This window comes from Mesorhizobium sp. BR115XR7A (genome assembly GCF_020165315.1).
Lineage (GTDB): Bacteria > Pseudomonadota > Alphaproteobacteria > Rhizobiales > Rhizobiaceae > Mesorhizobium > Mesorhizobium australicum.
This window is the reverse complement of the sequence record NZ_JAIUHW010000009.1, coordinates 228596-248119: the sequence shown is the minus strand read 5'-3', so window position 1 is coordinate 248119 and position 19524 is coordinate 228596. Positions and strand designations below refer to the sequence as shown.

Sequence of the window (19524 nt, the reverse complement as noted above, 5' to 3'; positions counted from 1 at the left end):
GGGAGACGAAGATGAAGAAGCTTGCCGCCATTGCCGCCCTTTCCGCTTCGACGCTTGGCCTGTCGGCCGGCGCATCCTTTGCCGACTATACACTGAACATCCTGCACATCAATGACTGGCACAGCCGCATCGAAGGCAACAACAAATACGAATCGACCTGCTCGGCCGAGGAGGAGACCAAGGGCGAATGCATCGGCGGCGCCGGCCGGCTGATCACCGCCATTGCCCAGGAACGCAAGAAGCTGGAAGGCCAGAACGTGTTGCTGCTCAGCGCCGGCGACAATTTCCAGGGTTCGCTGTTCTACACGACATACAAGGGCAAGGTAGAAGGCGAGTTCCTCAATGACATGAAGTTCGACGCCATGGCACTCGGCAACCATGAATTCGACGACGGCGAGGCGGCGCTGGCGCCGTTCCTCGACATGATCAAGTTCCCGGTGCTCGGCGCCAACGTCAAGGCCAACGCGCAGTCCAAGCTCGGCGACCGCGTCAAGTCGTCGATCGTCGTCGAGGTCGGTGGACAGAAGATCGGCATCATCGGCGCCGTCACCAACGACACGCCCGAACTCGCCTCCCCCGGCCCCAACATCAAAATCGAGGACGACGTCAAGTCGATCACGGCCGAGGTCGAGAAACTCAAGGGAGAAGGCGTCGACAAGATCATCGCCGTGACCCATATCGGCTACAACAGGGAGCGCGACGTTATCGCCAAGATCCCTGGCATCGACATCGTGGTCGGCGGCCACAGCCACACGCTTCTGTCCAATACCGATCCGAAGGCGGCTGGCCCCTACCCGACCATGGTCGACAACCCCGGCGGCTACAGGGTGCCGGTGGTGCAGGCGGCGTCCTATTCGAAATATCTCGGCGAGTTCAAGGTGGTGTTCGACGACAACGGCGTCGTCAAATCGGCAAGCGGCGACCCGATCTATCTCGACAAATCGATCACGCCGGACCCGGCCGTGCTCGCCCGCATCAAGGAGCTTGGCGCGCCGATCGAGGCCTTGAAGAACAAGGAAGTGGCCGAGACCACCGACGTCATCGACGGCAGCCGCGAAAGCTGCCGCGCCAAGGAATGTGCGATGGGCAATCTCGTCTCCGACGCCATCCTCGACCGCGTCAAGGGACAGGGCGTCGAGATCGTCATCTCAAATGGCGGCGGCCTGCGCGCCTCCATCGACAAGGGCACCGTCACCATGGGCGAGGTGCTGACCGTGCTGCCGTTTCAAAACACGCTGGCGACCTTCCAGATTTCCGGCAAGGACCTGGTCGCCGGCCTCGAAGGCGGGCTCAGCCAGATCGAGGACGGCGCCGGCCGCTTCCCGCAGGTGGCGGGCCTCAAATATTCCTTCGACAAATCGGTCGCGCCCAATGCCGGCCGCGTCAAGTCGGTGGAGGTGATGGAAAACGGCGCCTGGACGCCGATAAGTCCGACCAAGGACTATTTGGTCGCCACCAACAACTATGTCCGCCAGGGCGGCGATGGCTACAAGGTCTTCGCCGAAAAGGCCAAGAACGCCTATGATTACGGCCCTGGCCTCGAACAGGTCATGGCCGACTATCTCGGCGCGCACCGGCCCTATACGCCGAAGCTCGACGGCCGCATCACCGAGATCGCAGCGACGACAGCGGCAGCTCCCGCCGCCGAACCAGCAAAGCCGGCGGAGACCGCACCGGCAGCGCCGGCACCGGCCGAGGCTGCCAAACCGGCTGCACCGGCAATGCCGGAATTGCCTGCCAACTCAGGCGATATCGCCAACACGCCGCCAGCCATATCGACGGAAAACGCGCCTGCACCACCGGCCCCGCCGGCACCTGCCGAACCGGCGAAGCCTGCCGAGACCACTCCCGCGCCGGCCACTCCTGCGCCTGCGACGCCCGCGCCCGCCGAGCCGGCAAAGCCCGCTGAAGCCACACCAGCCACCGGCAATCATGTCGTCGTGACCGGCGATACCTACTGGGATCTGGCGAAGAAGGCCTATGGCGATGCGACCAAGTGGAAGCTCATCTATGAGGCGAACAAGGGCCAAAGGCCGCATCGGCTTATGCCGGGCGCGACACTGACCATCCCGGCGAAGTAATTTCGTCCAGCTCCGCCACATCGCCCGCCCGGGGAACCGGGCGGGTTTATATTTCCATGGCCTGATGCATGTCGCCCGGAGGTGTCCTCGATTATCAGAAGCTTACGGCAGGTCGGGCGAATCCTATCCGCCGCGACATGCTGTAAGGTGCGGCCAGACGCGGCATTGAAAGCTCCTGCAGGATCGTTAGGTTCACGTCTCGGAGACCCATATGCCGCTTTCCACTATTGTCGATCCCAAAGCCGCGAAAGCCCCTGGCCCACGACCGGTCGGGCATCCGCCCGTCAAGACCGGCAAGATAGGGGTCATGCTGGTCAACCTTGGAACACCCGACGGCACCGAGTTCAGGCCGATGTGGCGTTATCTCAGGGAGTTCCTGTCTGATCCACGCGTCATCGAACTCAACAAGGCGATCTGGTATCCCATCCTCTATGGACTGGTGCTGACCACGCGACCGAAGAAGTCGGGCGCCAACTACGCCAGGATCTGGAACCGGGAGAAGAACGAGTCGCCTTTGCGAACCTATACCCGCGCACAAGGTGAAAAACTGGCCGAGGCGCTACGCGATCTGCCCAACGTGGTCGTCGACTGGGCGATGCGCTACGGCAACCCTTCGACGTCGAGCGTCGCCGAAAGGCTGGTCGCACAAGGCTGCGATCGCATCCTGAGCTTTCCACTCTATCCGCAATATTCGGCGACGACGACCGCCACCGCAAACGACCAGCTGTTTCGCGCCTTGATGAAGATGCGGGCGGCACCTGCCGTCCGCAGCGTGCCGCCCTATTATGATGAGCCAGTCTACATCGAGGCGCTGGCCAGTTCGATCGAACGGCACCTGGCGACCCTGGATTTCCAGCCGGAGGTGGTCATCGCCTCCTATCACGGCATTCCAAAACCCTATTTTGAGAAGGGCGACCCCTATCATTGCCATTGCCTGAAGACGACGCGGCTGCTGCGCGACAGGCTCGGCTGGGACGAAAGAAAACTGATCACCACCTTCCAATCACGCTTCGGGGCGCAAGAATGGCTGCAGCCCTACACCGACAAGACTGTGGAGAAACTGGCCAAGGACGGCGTCAAGTCGATCGCCATCGTCAATCCGGGGTTTTCAGTCGACTGCATCGAGACGCTGGATGAGATTGGCCGCGAAGCGGCCGAGACCTTCCACCATGCCGGCGGCAAGAACTTCGCCCACATACCATGCCTGAATGACAGCCCTGAAGGCATGGCGGTGATCGAAGCGATGGTACGGCGCGAGCTGTCAGGCTGGGCTTGATGCCGGAACAACACCAGCTCCGGAGCGTTGAGCAGCGCCTCCGGAGAACTCAATGCTCCGCAAACTTGACCTCAGCACTGGCCGGCCCGTCTGGTCCGCCTATCGGGCGCCCGCGGTACCGACTGGCAGTCTGACCCGGGACGTCAAGACCGATGTGCTGATCGTCGGCATGGGCATCAGCGGCGCCATGATGGCCGAGGCGCTGACAGCCGGCGCTCACGCCGTGATCTGCATCGACCGGCGTGGCCCGCTGAAAGGATCGACGGCGGCAACAACCGCGCTTGTGCAATTCGAGATCGACCAGCCGCTTTCAACGCTCTCGAGGATGATCGGCAAGGGCCAGGCACGGCAGGCCTGGCGACGCTCCCGGCTAGCCGTTTCCAACCTTGCCGCCCGCATCGCCGAACTCGGCATCAACTGCGGCATAAGCCGCACCCAATCGCTTTATCTGGCTGGCACCGTGCTCGGCCCATCGGAACTCCGGGACGAAGCCGAGGCGCGGCAGATGGCCGGCATCGGCGCGACCTATCTTACATCGGCGCCATTGGCCGGAGCATTCGGCATCGATCGGGGTGGCGCCATCCTGAGCCATGGCAACATCGCGCTCGACCCTCGCAAGCTGACGGCAGGGCTGCTGCTCAAGGCGCTGGAGCGCAAGGCACGTTTATACGCACCCGTCGAAGCGACGGCGATCGAGGACAGCGCCGATGAGGTGGTGGTGGCAACCACGGACGGCCCCACCATCACGGCACGGCATGTTGTCCTGGCCACCGGTTACGAGCTGATCGACATCGTGCCGGCGGCCGCTCACCGGGTCATCTCGACATGGGCGATTGCGACATGTCCGCAACCACGGAAGCTCTGGCCGGGTGCGGCGTTCATCTGGGAGGCGTCGGATCCCTACCTCTATGTCAGGGCAACCGCCGATGGCCGGGTCATCTGCGGCGGCGAGGACGAGGAATTCCTTGACGAGACGCGGCGCGATAAGCTGATAGCCGACAAAAGCGCCCGCATTGCCGCAAAACTCGACCTGATGTTTCCGCACCTCGACACCCGGCCCGACTTTGCCTGGACCGGCTCCTTCGGCACCACGACCACTGGCCTCCCCTACATCGGCGCCATTCCCAGGCACCCGCGCATCCATGCCGTGATGGGTTATGGCGGCAACGGCATTACCTTCTCGCGCATCGCCGCCGAGATCATCTCTGCTTCGATCGGCGGGCTTGAAGACACGGATGCAAGCCTGTTTGCCTTCAACCGCTGAGTGCATACCCACAAACAATCCCTCATCACCTGATTGTAACGTTCCTGAAACACACTTAAGTCTTTGGTGAAGCCGGTTGCGCGGGAATGGCTCGCGCGGCCTGCCCATGAGGGAGGGCCAAATGGATTTCAGTGGTTTCGATATTGCGGTCGTTGTTCTGGTGGCGCTTGTCGTACTGGTGCTGTTCAAGGGCATCAAGACAATCCCACAGGGATACAACTATACCGTCGAACGCTTTGGTCGTTACACCAAGACACTGAGCCCCGGCCTGAACCTCATCTTTCCGTTCGTCGATCGCATCGGCGCCAAGATGAACATGATGGAACAGGTGCTCGACGTTCCGAGCCAGGAGATCATCACCCGCGACAATGCCATCGTCGGTGTCGACGGCATCGCTTTCTACCAGATCCTCAATGCGGCACAGGCCGCCTATCAGGTTGCCGGCCTGCAGAACGCCATCCTCAACCTGACGATGACCAACATCCGTACCGTCATGGGTTCGATGGACCTCGATGAGCTGTTGTCGAACCGCGACGCCATCAACGAGCGCCTGCTGCGCGTCGTCGACGAGGCCGCGCATCCTTGGGGCATCAAGATCACCCGCGTCGAAATCAAGGATATCAACCCGCCCGCCAACCTGATCGAATCGATGGGCCGCCAGATGACCGCCGAGCGCAACAAGCGCGCGCAGATCCTGGCCGCCGAGGGCCTCAAGCAGTCGCAGATCCTCGAAGCGGAGGGCCGCAAGGAAGCCGCCTTCCGCGACGCCGAGGCGCGCGAACGCTCCGCCGAAGCGGAAGCCCGCGCCACCCAGGTGGTGTCGGAAGCGATCTCCAAGGGCGACGTCCAGGCACTGAACTACTTCGTCGCCCAGAAATACACCGAGGCGCTGGGCAAGATCGGCACCGCCACCAACAGCAAGATCGTGCTGATGCCTTTCGAGGCATCGTCGCTGATCGGCTCGCTCGGGGGTATCGGCGAAATCGCCAAGGAAGTCTTTCGCAGCGAAGGCACGACCGGCGCGCAAAGGCAGGCGGCACGTCCGCCCGTCGTCAGGCCCTCCGACAACTGAGATAGGCCACTCTCATGATCGACCGCATCGTTTCTGAACTCGGGCCGTGGAACTGGATGGTTCTGGGCTTCGTGCTGCTGGTGGTAGAGGTCATCGCACCGGGTTTCTTCATGCTTTGGATCGGCATCGCCGCTCTGATCGTCGGCGCGGTGTCGCTGCTGATCTGGGATGTCGCCATCTGGACATGGCAGGTCCAGGTGCTGCTATTCCTCGTGCTGTCGCTGGTTTCAGCCTTTGTCGGCAAGAAACTCATGGGCGGACACGACCAGCCAACCGATCAGCCGCTGCTCAATCGCCGTGGCGCCCAGATGGTCGGCAGGATGGCGACGCTCGCCGAACCGATCCGCGACGGTCGTGGCCGCATCAAGCTCGGCGACACGCTGTGGCGTGTCTCCGGCCCCGATCTGCCCGCCGGCACTCAGGTTCGTGTGACAAGCGCCGCGGACACGGATCTGGAACTGACGGTGGAGCGGGTCTGAATTCCAGCGAGTGCCAACGCGCTAAAGTATTGAGATTCAGGTCAGGCCAAGTCGTGAACGATTGGTTTCGGGTCGCTGTTGCGACGAGCAGGGCGGACATTAAGTCCGTGCGCTCCGGCCTACGCCGGAAGCGCAGGAAGCCTTCGCTCGCAGGCCGGCCTCACCTGAAGATCAATATCTTAGGCGGCGCCGATGCGCAGCAGGTCGTGGAAATGCACCACGCCCAGCGGCATGTTGTTCCTGGTCACCACCAGCGCACCGACATTGTGCTCGTTGAGCAGCGCGATCGCAGTGCCTGCAAGCGTCTGCGGGTCGACCGTCTTGGGTGTGCGGGTCATCACCTCGTCGACGATGACGTCGGCCAGGTTGCGGTGCAGGTTGCGCGCGACATCGCCATCGGTGATGATCCCGGCCAACTCGCCATTGGCGTCGACGATCAGCACGCAGCCGACCTTCTTCTGCGACAGCGTCATCACCGCTTCCGGCATCTTGGTGCCGAGCGAAGCCAGCGGCATCTGCTCGCCGACCCGCATGATCTCGGAGACCATGGTCAGGTTGGCGCCGAGCTGGCCGCCGGGATGGAAGGTGCGGAAATGGTCCGGCGTGAAGCCGCGCGCCTCGAGCAGTGCGATCGCCAGCGCATCGCCGATGACCAGTTGCAGCAGCGTCGACGTCGTCGGCGCCAGGCCGTGCGGGCAGGCTTCCGGGGTGCGCGGCAAAAGCAGCACGACGTCGGCCGCGCGCGCCAGCGCCGAGGTTTCTCCGGAGGTGATGGCGATGAGTGGAATGGAGAAGCGCCTGGAATAGGCGACGATGCCCATCATCTCCTTGCTCTCGCCCGACCATGAGATCGCGACGATGGCGTCGTCCCTGGCGATCATGCCGAGATCGCCATGATTGGCCTCGACGGGATGGACGAAGAAGGCCGGCGTGCCGGTCGAGGCCAGCGTCGCGGCGATCTTCGAACCGATATGGCCGCTTTTGCCGACACCGGTGACGATGAGCCGGCCCTCGATCTTCGAGATCGTCTCGACGGCCTGGGCAAAGGGTGCCGCCAGTCCGTTCTCAAGCGCCTCGGCAAGGGCCGCGATTCCCGCCTGTTCGGTTGTTACCGTTCTCAGCGCCGATTCGATCGACGCTTGCCTGTCCAGAGGCTTCTTATCGAGAGATCTCGCATGCATGGGTGATGCGATTAGCGCTTTGCCGCCCGCCTGTCCAACAGAAATGGCCTCTGCATGACGGCCGGATGTGTGCGGTCGTTGGGGACGACGACAAGGATCAAAATAGAAGGCACGAGGCGGACCCGCATTGGCGCCCGCGGAAATCCGCGTTTGGAGCCAGTCCTGCGCGCGCCCTCAACCCTCCGTTAACCATCCCCATTTACGGTTCGGTAAGTATGGCGCGCGTGCGCCGCGCAAGCAGTGGTGGCGATGTCCGGGGTCCAGCCAGAAAAATTGAGAGGACGACAGGGCAAGGCGATCTGCGCCTTGCTGCTGGCGACCAGCATCCTTGCCTTGCTGCGTTCCACGCCACTCCATGCCCAGGAAACGGAATTGCGCGGAGAAGTGTCGGAATCGGCGATTCTGTCCGACCAGCAGCGCAAGGCGAGAAACCTGGTTCTTGCACAGCAAGCGGCGGCCAACGCGGCCGCGCAGGACAATGCGCCGGCGCGAACCTATCTGCCGGCCAGCGCCGGCGCCGTGCCTGACGACGCGGACGCCGCGAACTCGACCACCAGCGTCTTCGACCCGCCCCAGGCCGGCGACGATGCCACCGCCGACGCGCCCACGCCGCCCAAGCCACGCCGCGCTTCGACCGCCAGGCAGAATGCGGCCGACAAGGCAAAGGACAAGGTCGCCGACAAAAAGAAGAAGAAAAAGAACACCATGGCGGCTACGGATCCAACCACCACCGCCACGACGGCCGCGACCGACGACACCGCCGATATCGCGGCGGATCAGGAAGCGGCCAATCGCCGTGCACTCACCATCGACAGTGTGGACAGGCAGAAACTCGACCCTGGCGCCGAGCGCACCGCTGCAATCGAGGGCCAGAACAAGAAAGCCGAGGACGATCCGTTCGCCGCCACCGGCGTCAAATGGGGCTCCTTCATCATCCGGCCGACCATCGAACAGGGGCTGACGGCGACGACGAACGGCGATTCGAGCAGTGCCGGCACATCGGCGCTGCTGTCCGAGACGGCGCTGCGCTTTACCGCCGCTTCCGACTGGCGTGAAAACGCCGCGACCATCGACGGCTACGGAATTTTCCGTGAAACCGTGTCGGGCTACCAGGTTCACGATGCGCAGGGGCGCATCGAAGGCCAGCTCAATGTCGACCTCGACAATGACTTGCGTGCCATCGCCAAGCTCGGCTACGAAGCCGTGCCGGAATCCGCGTCCTCGCCCGATGCCATCGCTGGCGTCAGCACCCAGCCGCTGCGGCAGACCATCGACGGCAGCATCGGCGTCGAAAAGGCCGTCGGCAAGATGCAGTATACGTTGACCGGGGCGGTCTCGCACGACTTCTATGGTGACGCCAAGCTCTCGGACGGCACCTCGCTGTCGCAGAAAGATCAGGACAATACGCTCTACACTGCAACCTTGCGCACCGGCTACGAGATCTCCCCCGCGCTCACGCCCTTCACCGAGATCGAGGTCGGCCGCCGGGCCTACGACCAGCGCATCGACAATGAAGGCTTCGAGCGCTCCTCGACGCGTCTTGGCGCCCGCGCCGGCTTGCAACTCGACATGGGCGAGAAGCTGTCGGGCGAATTCTCGGCCGGTTGGCTCAGAGAGGCGATCGACGACAACAGCCTGGAAGCGATTTCGGGGGCCACCCTCAATGCCGACCTCAAATGGTCGCCGCAGCGCGGCACCACCATCGGCTTGACCGGCAAGACTACCGTCGAGACCACGACCACATCGGGTGAAAGCGGCGATATCCTCTATTCCGGACGCCTGACGGGCGAGCGCGTGATCCGATCCAATCTTACCGCGAATGCGGCCTTGGGCCTGGATTGGCGCGATTATGTCGGCATTGACGGCCATGACAGGATCTTGAGCGCCGAGGCCGGGCTGACTTGGTGGCTGAACCGCTATGCGGGCCTCACCAGCAGGGTAAGGACCGAAAAGCTGACCAGTAACCTGCCCGGCCGCGACTACACCGCCAACAGCATCTTCGTCGGCGTGAAGGTGCAGCGCTGAAGGCGTGTGCGCCAAGGTATGGCGAGAGTCAGGGTCGGGCCGAGTCGAGAATGGCTGATACCGAGAGCCTTTATTTACGTGAGCACAGTTCTACTGCGGCGCGGTAGAATGGGGAAGCGTAGGAAGCGGCCATTCGCAGGCCGGCATCACCTGAATATCGGCATGCCCTAAAAGGCTGCCCCGCGCCGTTCTGATGGCTTCATCTCGTCGAGCAGTGTGCGGATAACGCCGGCCATGCTCTGGTTCATGTCGTTGCGCCACAGCGCGAAGGCGACATTGGCCTCGACGAAACCTTCCGGCGAGCCGCAATCGAAGGTGCGGCCCTTATAATGGTAGCCGTAGAAGGCCTGCTGCTTCTCCAGCTTCAGCATCGCGTCGGTCAGCTGGATCTCGTTCCCGGCGCCCTTTTCCTGGCCTTCCAGAATCCTAAAGATCTCGGGCTGCAGGATGTAGCGGCCGTTGATGTAGAGGTTGGACGGCGCGGTGCCCGACTTCGGCTTCTCGACCATCTCGGTGATGCGGAAGCCGTGATGCGTGTCTTCGCCGCGCCCGACGATGCCGTATTTATGAGCCTCCGCCGGGTCGCATTCCTGCACCGCGATGATGTTGTTGCCGGTCTCCTCGTAGAGCTCGACCATCGCCTTCGTGCAGCTCTTTTCCGACTGCATGATCATGTCGGGCAACAACAGGGCGAACGGCTCATCGCCGACCAGTTCGCGCGCACACCAGACGGCATGGCCAAGACCCATCGGCACCTGCTGGCGGGTGAAGCTGGTCTGCCCCGGTGCCGGCTGCAGCCGCTGCAGGCGGGCAAGCTGCTCGTCCTTGCCGCGTTGTGCCAGCGTGTCATAGAGTTCGAACTGGATATCGAAATGGTCCTCGATGACCGCCTTGTTGCGGCCCGTGACGAAGATGAAATGCTCGATGCCCGCCTCGCGCGCCTCATCGACGACATACTGGATGACTGGCCTGTCGACGACGGTCAGCATCTCCTTGGGAACAGCCTTGGTGGCCGGGAGAAACCGCGTGCCGAGACCGGCGACCGGGAAAACTGCCTTGCGAACTCTCTTCATAGTTTAAATTATCCGTTTGCTGGCCAGCTCCGCAATCCCCGTCCCACGACATTTTCGCGCCGGAATTGAAGATTAGTGGGGCGGCTGAGGGAAACTCCCGCCGGTTAAAGCATCGAGGTGTCTTTTCGTTCCAGGCGACGCCTATGGTAAACTAATTCCTAACCCGGTTCGGCGAAGAATGGTCTTTCCTGGGACAGAGAAGGAGGAAAAAATGTCCGTTCGCAATGCCGCAAAACGTTTCGCCAGCGTCATGACGGCGGCCAGCCTCTCGCTCGCTTTGCTTGTCCCCACCGGGCCGGCCTTCGCCGACGCCGGTTTCCGGCAATGGGTCGCCGGCTTCCGCGCCACCGCCGTGGCGGGTGGCGTTTCCGGCGCCGTTTACGACCAGGCTTTCCGGGGCATCAACGAGCCCGATCCGGTGGTGCTGGAAAAGGCCCGCACCCAGCCCGAATTCACCGCGCCCGCCTGGGATTATTTCGACAACCGCGTCCATGACCAGTCCGTCGCCGTCGGGCAGCAGATGGCGAAGAAATGGAAGCCTTGGCTGGACAGGATCGAGGCGAGATTCGGCGTCGACCGCTACGTTCTCCTGGCCATCTGGTCGATGGAATCGAACTATGGCGAAATTCTCAAGCGCGACGACATCATGCGCAACGTCATCCGTTCGCTGGCGACTTTGGGTTATGGCGACGCGAAACGGTCGAAATACGCCCGCACCCAGCTGGTAGCGGCGCTGAAGATCCTGCAGACCGGCGATATCGACGAAAGCCACCTGATGGGCTCCTGGGCGGGCGCCATGGGCCAGACCCAGTTCATCCCGACCAGTTACCAGCACTATGCCGTCGACATGGACGGCAATGGCAAGCGCGACATCTGGAATTCCATTCCCGATGCGCTGGCGACATCAGCCAATTTGCTCAAGAAGAATGGCTGGCAGGCCGGCAAGACCTGGGGCTACGAGGTCGCGTTGCCGGCCGGCAAACTTCCCGCCGGGTCGAAGACCCTGGCGCAATGGCAGGCGCTCGGCGTGGGCCGCGCCAGCGGCAAGCCGTTCAAGAACCTCACCGACAAGGCAACGCTGAAAGTGCCGGACGGCCGTGGCGGGCCGGCCTTCCTGATGGTCAGGAATTTTTCGGTCATCAAGGCCTACAACAATGCCGACAAATACGCGCTCGCCGTCGGTCTGCTTGCCGATGAGATCGCGGGTGGCAGCGGCCTGGTCCAGGATTGGAACCGGCCTTTTACCAAGCTCAGCTTCGAGGAACGGCAGGAGTTGCAGAAGCGACTTTCCCAGCACGGCCTTTACGACGGCAAATTCGACGGCAAGATCGGCGACGGCTCGAAGACGGCCATCATGGCTTATCAGGCCAAGGTTGGCTTGACCCAGGATGGCTATCCGAGCTTGGAAGTGCTGAAATGGCTCAGGCAGAAATAGAGCCTGACGAAGTTGAGTAGGGAGGGAGCGATTGGTTTGGCCTACGCGCATCGGGACGTTCGTCCGTCGCATGCCGGTGCTGATCCTGGCCTTCGCCGTGCTCGCCATTGCCGTGGCCGGAGCTGTCCATGCCCCAGCCATGGCGCAGGAACAGCCGCAGCAAAGCCGGGGCTGGTCATTGCGCGACCTTCTGTTTCCGCGCCGCAGCGAGCGGGTCGAGCCGCCGCAGGACATCCAGAAGGCGAGACCTAAGCCGAAGAAGAAACCGCGTGCGCCTCGCCCACCAGAGGAGCCGGCAACGCCCGTGGTCGAAAAAGCGCCGGACGCCCGCACCGTCCTGGTGGTCGGCGACTTCATGGCGGCCGGCCTCGCCGAGGGTCTGGACGAAGCCTTCGCCGAGAATACCGGCGTCAGGATCGTGGTCCGCAGCAATGGCTCGTCAGGCTTCGTGCGCGATGATTTCTACAACTGGCCCGAACAGATCAAATCGCTGATCGACACCGAAAAACCCGCCGCGGTGGTCGTCATGCTCGGGTCGAACGACCGCCAGCAGATGAAGGTCGGCGACGTACGCGAACAGCCCCGCTCCGAAAACTGGACGAAGGAATACGAGCGCCGCACCGATGAGCTCGGCAAGGCAATCGCCACCGCCAAGGTGCCTTTCCTGTGGGTCGGCATGCCTGCCTTCCGGGTGCCGAAGATGACCTCCGACATGCTGGCCTTCAACGACATCTACCACAAGGCCGCCGAAAGCCACGGCGGCGAATTCGTCGATGTCTGGGACGGCTTCGTCGACGAGAACGGCGCCTTCGTCACCTCTGGCCCCGACATGAACGGTCAGCCGGTGCGACTGCGCGCCGATGACGGCATCAACGTGTCCAAAGCCGGCAAGCGCAAGCTCGCCTTCTACACCGAAAAGCCGCTGCTTAAGATCCTTGGACTGGCCGCGCCGGGAAGCGTGGCACCGACGACGGCGCCGGCGGGCGCACCGGTCGAGACCCCCGCTCCGGCGGCCGCGCCTATCGTCATCGATCGCACCCAACCCATGCTGCTCAGCGATCCCGCGCTCGACGGCGGCACAGAATTGCTCGGCGCCGCCCCACCGCCGAAGGCCAATCCGGCTCTTCCTGGCGAAAGGCTGGTGATCGAGGGCAAGGCGCCGGAGGCTTCCCCAGGCCGCGCCGACGACTTTTCCCGGCCGCCGAAGGCAAGTCCGGCGACAGCGGCAGCGTCCGACACCACCACGGCGATCAGCCCTTAACGCGGCAGGACGGTCGTCCCCATCAGCGCCTCGTCGATCGAGCGTGCCGCCTGGCGGCCTTCGCGGATCGCCCAGACGACCAGCGACTGGCCACGGCGTACGTCGCCCGCCGCGTAGAGCCGGTCGACGCTCGTCCTGTAATCGCGGTCATTGGCCTCGACATTCCTGGAACGGCGGCTGTCGGTGGTGATCTTCATCTCCCCCTCGAGTTCCGCCGCAACGCCCGCCATCGCCGGGCCAGCAAAGCCGATGGCGATGAAGGCGAGATCGGCGCGGATGACGAATTCAGTGCCGGCGATCGGCTTGCGCTTGTCGTCGACCTCGCAGCACTTCACGCCTGTAAGCTGGCCTTCCTCGCCGATGAATTCGAGCGTCGCCACCTGGAATTCGCGTTCGGCGCCCTCGGCCTGCGAGGACGAGGTGCGCATCTTGGTCGCCCAGTAGGGCCAGACGGAGAGCTTGTCTTCCTTCTCGGGCGGCTGCGGACGGATGTCGAGCTGGGTGACGCGCACCGCACCCTGGCGGAAGGCGGTGCCGACGCAGTCGGACGCGGTGTCGCCGCCGCCGACGACGACGACGTGCTGGCCACCGGCGATGATTGGATGCGACGGCCATGCCACCGACTGGATCGGTTCGCCGCCGACGCGGCGGTTCTGCTGCACCAGATAGGGCATCGCGTCATGCACGCCGCCGAGATCGTCGCCGGGAATACCGGCAGCGCGCGGCGTTTCCGAACCACCGCAATAGAGCACGGCGTCATGTTCGGCGAGGAGTTCAGCCACCGGCTTGTCGATGCCGACATTGACGCCGCAATGGAAGGTGACGCCCTCGCCCTGCATCTGTTCGATGCGCCGGTCGATATAATGCTTCTCGATCTTGAAGTCGGGGATGCCGTAGCGCATCAGCCCGCCGGGGCGGCTCTCGCGCTCATAGACATGCACGTCGTGACCGGCGCGGCCAAGCTGCTGGGCGGCCGCCATGCCGGCTGGGCCGGAGCCGATGATGGCGACCCGCTTGCCGGTCTTCTTCTCCGGCGGATAGGGCCTGATGTGGCCGGTCTCGTAAGCCTTGTCCGCGATCGCCTGCTCCACCGTCTTGATGGCGACCGGAATGTCCTCAAGGTTCAGCGTGCAGGCTTCCTCGCAAGGCGCGGGGCAGATGCGGCCGGTGAACTCCGGGAAATTGTTGGTCGAGTGCAGGTTGCGGATCGCGTTGTCCCAGTCCCTGTTGTAGACGAGGTCGTTCCAGTCGGGGATCTGGTTGTGGATCGGACAGCCCGTTGGCCCATGGCAGAACGGAATGCCGCAATCCATGCAGCGCGCGGCCTGTTTCTCGACTTCCTTGTCCGACATCGGCAGCGTGAATTCGCGGAAATGCCGGATGCGGTCGGAGGCCGGCTGGTACTTGTGCACCTGCCGGTCGATTTCGAGAAAGCCTGTTACCTTGCCCATAGTCCAGTTCCTGCTGTCCAGATGGTGCGGTTTTCGCCGCACCCGTTAACCTCTTGAGGCAGCCGTGGCAACCTTGAGCCCGAGGTCAAACTGTCGATGAAGGGGCCGGGAAGCCCGGGCCCCCCGGCAATTCTCAAATCTATTCGGCCGCGACGCCCATGCGCATGCGTTCCATCTCGATCAGCGCGCGGCGGTATTCGACCGGCATGATCTTGCGGAATTTCGGCCGGAAAATAGCCCAGTCGTCGAGTATCTCGCGGCCGCGCACCGAACCCGTATAGTGCACGTGGTTCGAGATCAGCTGGTAAAGCCGTTCTTCGTCATGACTGGTCATGTCGCCAGACACGTCGACGCGGCCCTTGTGGTCGAGGTCGCCGCCATGGTGCAGCAGCTTTTCCATCAGATCGTCTTCTTCTGGGACCGGCTCCAGCTCGACCATGGCCATGTTGCAGCGCTCGGCGAAATCACCTGCTTCGTCCAGCACATAGGCGACACCGCCCGACATGCCGGCGGCAAAGTTGCGGCCGGTTTTGCCGATGACGACGACGACGCCGCCGGTCATGTATTCGCAGCCATGGTCGCCGACGCCCTCGACGACCGCGGCGACGCCCGAATTGCGCACCGCGAAGCGCTCGCCGGCGACGCCGGCGAAATAGGCCTCGCCCTCGGTCGCGCCATAGAGCACCGTATTGCCGACGATGATGGAGTCGGCCGCGACGATCCTTGCCTCTTCCGGTGGCCGGATGACGATGCGCCCGCCCGACAGGCCCTTGCCGACATAGTCATTGGCGGCGCCGACGAGCTCGAACGAGATGCCACGTGCCAGGAAGGCGGCGAAGGACTGGCCGGCCGTGCCGGTGAGTTTTACCTGGATCGTGTCCTCGCGCAGGCCCTTGTGCTTGAAGCGCTTGGCGACCTCGCCCGACAGCATGGCGCCCGTCGAACGGTCGACATTGCGGATGTCGACCTCGATCTTGACCGGTTGCTTGGCCTCCAGCGCGGGTTTGGCCAGTTCGATCAGCTTGCGGTCGAGCACATCGTCGATCGGATGCTTCTGCCGCTCGGTCCAGTGCACCGCTTCATGCGGCGCATCGGGCTTGTAGAACATCTTCGAGAAATCGAGCCCGCGCGCCTTCCAGTGCTGGATCACGTCGCGCTTTTCCAGAAGGTCGGCGTCACCGATGATCTGGTCGATATGGGTGAAGCCCATTTCGGCGAGCAGCGCCCGCACCTCTTCCGCCACGTAGAAGAAGAAGTTGATGACGTGCTCGGGCGTACCCTTGAAGCGCTTGCGCAGCACCGGATCCTGCGTCGCGACGCCGACCGGGCAGGTGTTGAGATGGCATTTGCGCATCATGATGCAGCCGGCCGCGATCAAAGGCGCGGTCGAGAAGCCGAACTCGTCGGCGCCGAGCAGCGCGCCGATGATGACGTCGCGCCCGGTGCGCAGGCCGCCGTCGACCTGCAGCGCCACGCGCGAGCGCAGGCCGTTCAGCACCAGCGTCTGGTGCGTTTCGGCAAGACCCATTTCCCACGGGCTGCCGGCATGCTTGAGCGAGGTCAGCGGCGACGCACCGGTGCCGCCATCATAGCCAGAGATGGTGATGTGGTCGGCGCGCGCCTTTGCAACGCCGGCCGCGACCGTGCCTACACCAACCTCCGACACCAGCTTGACCGAGACGTCGGCCGCCGGATTGACGTTCTTCAGATCGTAGATCAGCTGCGCCAGATCCTCGATTGAATAGATGTCGTGGTGCGGCGGCGGCGAGATCAGGCCGACGCCCGGCGTCGAATGCCGAACCTTGGCGATGGTTGCGTCGACCTTGTGGCCGGGCAACTGGCCGCCCTCGCCGGGCTTGGCGCCCTGCGCCACCTTGATCTGCATCATGTCGGAGTTGACGAGATATTCCGCCGTCACGCCGAAACGCCCCGACGCGACCTGCTTGATCGCCGAACGTTCGGGGTTCTTGCCGCCACCTGGCAGCGGCAGATAGCGATCGGCCTCTTCGCCACCCTCGCCGGTGTTCGACTTGCCGCCGATCTGGTTCATGGCACGCGCCAGCGTGGTGTGCGCTTCCCTGGAAATCGAGCCGAACGACATCGCCCCGGTCGAGAAGCGCTTGACGATGTCGGCCGCCGGCATGACATCGTCAAGGGCGACCTTCGTGCGGCCGGTCTCATCCGCCAGCTTGATCTTGAACAAGCCGCGTATGGTCTGGGCGCGGGCCGTCTCGCTGTCGATCTGCGCCGAATAGTCCTTGAACGTCTCCCACGATCCCTGGCGCACGGCGTGCTGCAAGGTGGCGACCGCGTCGGGCGACCACATATGCGCCTCGCCGCGCATGCGGAACAGGTATTCGCCACCGACCTCCAGGCTGTTGCGCAGCACCGGATCGCTGCCGAAACCGTCCGTGTGACGGCTGACGGTTTCGCCTGCGACCTCATCCAGTCCGACGCCTTCGATCAGTGTCGCGGTGCCGGTGAAGTATTGCTGCACGAAATCGGTCTTCAGCCCGATGGCATCGAAGATCTGCGCGCCGCAATAGGACTGATAGGTCGAGATGCCCATTTTGGACATCACCTTGAGGATGCCCTTGCCGATCGACTTGATGTAGCGCGACACCACTTCGTAGGCGTCGACCTCCTCGGGCAGTTCGCCGCGCTTGTGCATGTCGAGCAAGGTGTCGAAGGCGAGATAGGGATTGATCGCTTCCGCGCCGTAGCCGGCAAGGCAGCAGAAATGATGCACCTCGCGCGGCTCGCCCGATTCGACGACCAGGCCGACCGCGGTGCGCAGCCCCTTGCGGATCAGATGGTGGTGCACGGCGGCCGTGGCCAGCAACGCCGGAATGGCGATGCGGTCCGGTCCGAGCTGGCGATCGGACAGGATGATGATGTTGTAGCCGCCGGCGACTGCCGCCTCCGCCCGCTCGCACAGCCGGTCGATGGCCCCCTGCATGCCGGCAGCACCCTCGCTCGACCCATAGGTGATGTCGATCGTCTTGGTGTCGAAACGGTCCTCGGTGTGGCCAATCGAGCGGATCTTCTCGAGATCGCCATTGGTCAGGATCGGCTGGCGCACTTCGAGCCGCTTGCGGCGCGAATTGCCGACCAGGTCGAAGATGTTCGGCCGCGGTCCGATGAACGACACCAGGCTCATCACCAGTTCCTCGCGGATCGGGTCGATCGGCGGGTTGGTGACCTGGGCAAAATTCTGCTTGAAGTAGGTGTAGAGCAGCTTCGACTTGTCCGACATCGCCGAGATCGGCGTGTCGGTGCCCATCGAGCCCACGGCTTCCTGGCCGGTGGTCGCCATCGGCGACATCAATAGTTTGGTGTCTTCCTGGGTGTAGCCGAACGCCTGCTGGCGATCGAGCAGGCTGACATCCTTGCGCAGCGCGCGTGGCTCGACCGGCTTTAAATCTTCCAGGATGAGCTGCGTATTGGCAAGCCAGGTCTTGTAGGGGTGTTTGGTCGCGATCTCCGACTTGATTTCCTCGTCGGGGACGATGCGGCCCTTGGCAAGGTCGATCAAAAGCATGCGGCCGGGCTGCAGCCGCCACTTCTGGACGATCTTCTCCTCCGGCACCGGCAGCACGCCGGCCTCGGAAGCCATGATGACGCGGTCGTCATCGGTGACGATATAGCGTGCCGGGCGCAAGCCGTTGCGGTCCAGCGTGGCGCCGATCTGGCGTCCGTCGGTGAAGGCGACCGCCGCCGGCCCGTCCCAAGGCTCCATCAACGCGGCGTGGTATTCGTAGAAGGCCTTGCGATCGGCATCCATGAGCTTGTTGCCGGCCCAGGCTTCCGGGATCAGCATCATCATGGCGTGGCTGAGGCTGTAGCCGCCCTGGAACAGAAACTCGAGCGCATTGTCGAAGCAGGCAGTATCGGACTGGCCGTCATAGGAGATCGGCCAGAGCTTCGAGATGTTGTTGCCGAACAGTTCGGAATCGACCGACGCCTGGCGCGCCGCCATCCAGTTGTTGTTGCCGCGCACCGTGTTGATCTCGCCATTATGCGCGACCATGCGGTAGGGATGCGCCAGCTTCCACGACGGGAAGGTGTTGGTCGAGAAGCGCTGGTGGACAAGGATCAGCGCGGTCTCAAAACGCGGGTCCTTGAGGTCCTTGTAGTAGGCCCCGACCTGATAAGCCAGGAACATGCCCTTGTAGACGATGGTGCGCGCCGACAGCGACACACAGTAGGCGCCGATGTCCTTGTTGTCGTTCTCGGCGTAGATGCGGCCCGATATGACCTTGCGCAGCAGGTAGAGCCTGGCCTCGTATTCCTCGTCATCGGTGATGTCGGCCGTGCGGCCGATGAAGACCTGGCGGTGGAACGGCTCGGACGCGACGATGTCAGGCGCCTTCGATAGCGACGAATTGTCGACCGGCACGTCGCGGAACCCGAGCAGTGGCAGCCCTTCGGACTGCGCCGATTCGGCGATGATCTCCTCGATATGTGCACGAAGGGCAGCATCCTGCGGCATGAACCAGTGTCCGACGCCGTACTGGCCTACCGGTGGCAGTTCGATACCTTGTGCCGCCATCTCCTCACGGAAGAAAATATCCGGAAGCTGTACCAGCACGCCGGCGCCATCGCCGACCAGCGGATCGGCGCCGACGGCGCCGCGATGCGTCAGGTTCTCGAGCACGGCAAGCCCGTCCTTGACGACCTGATGCGACTTCACGCCCTTCATGTTGACGATGAAGCCGACGCCGCAGGCGTCATGCTCGTTGCGCGGATCATAGAGGCCCTGGGCGGTCAAGCCGCCGGCAGTCGCGACATTTTTGGTGGAGGTATTTTTGACGGCGGCCGCTTTCGTCTGCGCGGCCTGGCCGTTCGTCGCAGAGAGCGTCAATTCCGTCATTGTCCTGTCCTCCATTCCAGCCCTTCAGGCGCTGGTTTGCCTCGGCAAGCGCT

At 63.4% G+C, this 19524-nt stretch carries 12 protein-coding genes; 8 read left to right on the top strand and 4 right to left on the bottom strand.

The genetic code is table 11. From position 1 onward, the window contains the following. The first annotated feature begins 11 nt into the window (after positions 1-11). From LB557_RS20580 to LB557_RS20560, 5 genes are all read left to right on the top strand, one after another. The gene (locus LB557_RS20580) at positions 12-2081 is read left to right on the top strand and encodes a bifunctional metallophosphatase/5'-nucleotidase (protein ID WP_224641111.1); all 2070 of its coding nucleotides are present in this window, start codon (positions 12-14) and stop codon (positions 2079-2081) included. A 211-nt stretch (positions 2082-2292) separates the two neighbouring features. Further along, the gene (hemH, locus tag LB557_RS20575) at positions 2293-3357 is read left to right on the top strand and encodes a ferrochelatase (RefSeq protein WP_140661787.1); all 1065 of its coding nucleotides are present in this window, start codon (positions 2293-2295) and stop codon (positions 3355-3357) included. Positions 3358-3409: 52 nt separating this feature from the next. Next, positions 3410-4621 (top strand): NAD(P)/FAD-dependent oxidoreductase, encoded by a 1212-nt coding sequence (locus tag LB557_RS20570; protein WP_015315844.1) that lies wholly within the window; start codon positions 3410-3412, stop codon positions 4619-4621. A 121-nt stretch (positions 4622-4742) separates the two neighbouring features. Further along, entirely contained in the window at positions 4743-5693 is a 951-nt protein-coding gene (locus LB557_RS20565; RefSeq protein WP_015315843.1) for an SPFH domain-containing protein, read from the top strand. A 14-nt stretch (positions 5694-5707) separates the two neighbouring features. After that, positions 5708-6172: an NfeD family protein gene (locus tag LB557_RS20560; protein ID WP_015315842.1), complete on the top strand. Its 465-nt coding sequence runs from the start codon at positions 5708-5710 to the stop codon at positions 6170-6172. A gap of 179 nt (positions 6173-6351) precedes the next feature. On the opposite strand, the gene LB557_RS20555 is transcribed toward LB557_RS20560, so the two are convergent. Beyond that, the gene (locus LB557_RS20555) at positions 6352-7353 is read right to left on the bottom strand and encodes an SIS domain-containing protein (RefSeq protein WP_015315841.1); all 1002 of its coding nucleotides are present in this window, start codon (positions 7351-7353) and stop codon (positions 6352-6354) included. A 249-nt stretch (positions 7354-7602) separates the two neighbouring features. Here LB557_RS20555 and LB557_RS20550 point away from each other — a divergent pair, with 249 nt between their 5' ends. Then, on the top strand, positions 7603-9378 hold the full coding sequence (locus LB557_RS20550; RefSeq protein WP_224641113.1) for an outer membrane beta-barrel protein: 1776 nt from the start codon (positions 7603-7605) through the stop codon (positions 9376-9378). A gap of 167 nt (positions 9379-9545) precedes the next feature. On the opposite strand, the gene galU is transcribed toward LB557_RS20550, so the two are convergent. Next, entirely contained in the window at positions 9546-10451 is a 906-nt protein-coding gene (galU, locus tag LB557_RS20545) for a UTP--glucose-1-phosphate uridylyltransferase GalU (protein ID WP_015315839.1), read from the bottom strand. Between the two features lie 211 nt (positions 10452-10662). Between galU and LB557_RS20540 the strand changes: the two genes are divergently transcribed. Together LB557_RS20540 and LB557_RS20535 are read left to right on the top strand one after the other, a co-directional pair. Beyond that, entirely contained in the window at positions 10663-11886 is a 1224-nt protein-coding gene (locus tag LB557_RS20540; RefSeq protein ID WP_015315838.1) for a lytic murein transglycosylase, read from the top strand. A gap of 70 nt (positions 11887-11956) precedes the next feature. After that, positions 11957-13147, top strand: a complete 1191-nt coding sequence (locus tag LB557_RS20535; protein WP_083882972.1) for a DUF459 domain-containing protein — start codon at positions 11957-11959, stop codon at positions 13145-13147. On the opposite strand, the gene LB557_RS20530 is transcribed toward LB557_RS20535, so the two are convergent. Together LB557_RS20530 and gltB are read right to left on the bottom strand one after the other, a co-directional pair. Then, complete coding sequence (locus tag LB557_RS20530) at positions 13144-14598, bottom strand: glutamate synthase subunit beta (protein WP_015315836.1); 1455 nt, start codon at positions 14596-14598, stop codon at positions 13144-13146. The genes LB557_RS20535 and LB557_RS20530 overlap by 4 nt on opposite strands. Before the next feature lie 139 nt (positions 14599-14737). Continuing rightward, positions 14738-19471, bottom strand: a complete 4734-nt coding sequence (gltB, locus tag LB557_RS20525; protein WP_224641116.1) for a glutamate synthase large subunit — start codon at positions 19469-19471, stop codon at positions 14738-14740. Positions 19472-19524 lie beyond the last annotated feature (53 nt).

Bases quoted from the DNA above. Each gene is read 5' to 3' on its own strand.
- LB557_RS20580 (WP_224641111.1), top strand. From the start codon at position 12: ATGAAGAAGCTTGCCGCCATTGCCGCCCTTTCCGCTTCGACGCTTGGC.
- hemH (WP_140661787.1), top strand. From the start codon at position 2,293: ATGCCGCTTTCCACTATTGTCGATCCCAAAGCCGCGAAAGCCCCTGGC.
- LB557_RS20570 (WP_015315844.1), top strand. From the start codon at position 3,410: ATGCTCCGCAAACTTGACCTCAGCACTGGCCGGCCCGTCTGGTCCGCC.
- LB557_RS20565 (WP_015315843.1), top strand. From the start codon at position 4,743: ATGGATTTCAGTGGTTTCGATATTGCGGTCGTTGTTCTGGTGGCGCTT.
- LB557_RS20560 (WP_015315842.1), top strand. From the start codon at position 5,708: ATGATCGACCGCATCGTTTCTGAACTCGGGCCGTGGAACTGGATGGTT.
- LB557_RS20555 (WP_015315841.1), bottom strand. From the start codon at position 7,353: ATGCATGCGAGATCTCTCGATAAGAAGCCTCTGGACAGGCAAGCGTCG.
- LB557_RS20550 (WP_224641113.1), top strand. From the start codon at position 7,603: ATGTCCGGGGTCCAGCCAGAAAAATTGAGAGGACGACAGGGCAAGGCG.
- galU (WP_015315839.1), bottom strand. From the start codon at position 10,451: ATGAAGAGAGTTCGCAAGGCAGTTTTCCCGGTCGCCGGTCTCGGCACG.
- LB557_RS20540 (WP_015315838.1), top strand. From the start codon at position 10,663: ATGTCCGTTCGCAATGCCGCAAAACGTTTCGCCAGCGTCATGACGGCG.
- LB557_RS20535 (WP_083882972.1), top strand. From the start codon at position 11,957: ATGCCGGTGCTGATCCTGGCCTTCGCCGTGCTCGCCATTGCCGTGGCC.
- LB557_RS20530 (WP_015315836.1), bottom strand. From the start codon at position 14,598: ATGGGCAAGGTAACAGGCTTTCTCGAAATCGACCGGCAGGTGCACAAG.
- gltB (WP_224641116.1), bottom strand. From the start codon at position 19,471: ATGACGGAATTGACGCTCTCTGCGACGAACGGCCAGGCCGCGCAGACG.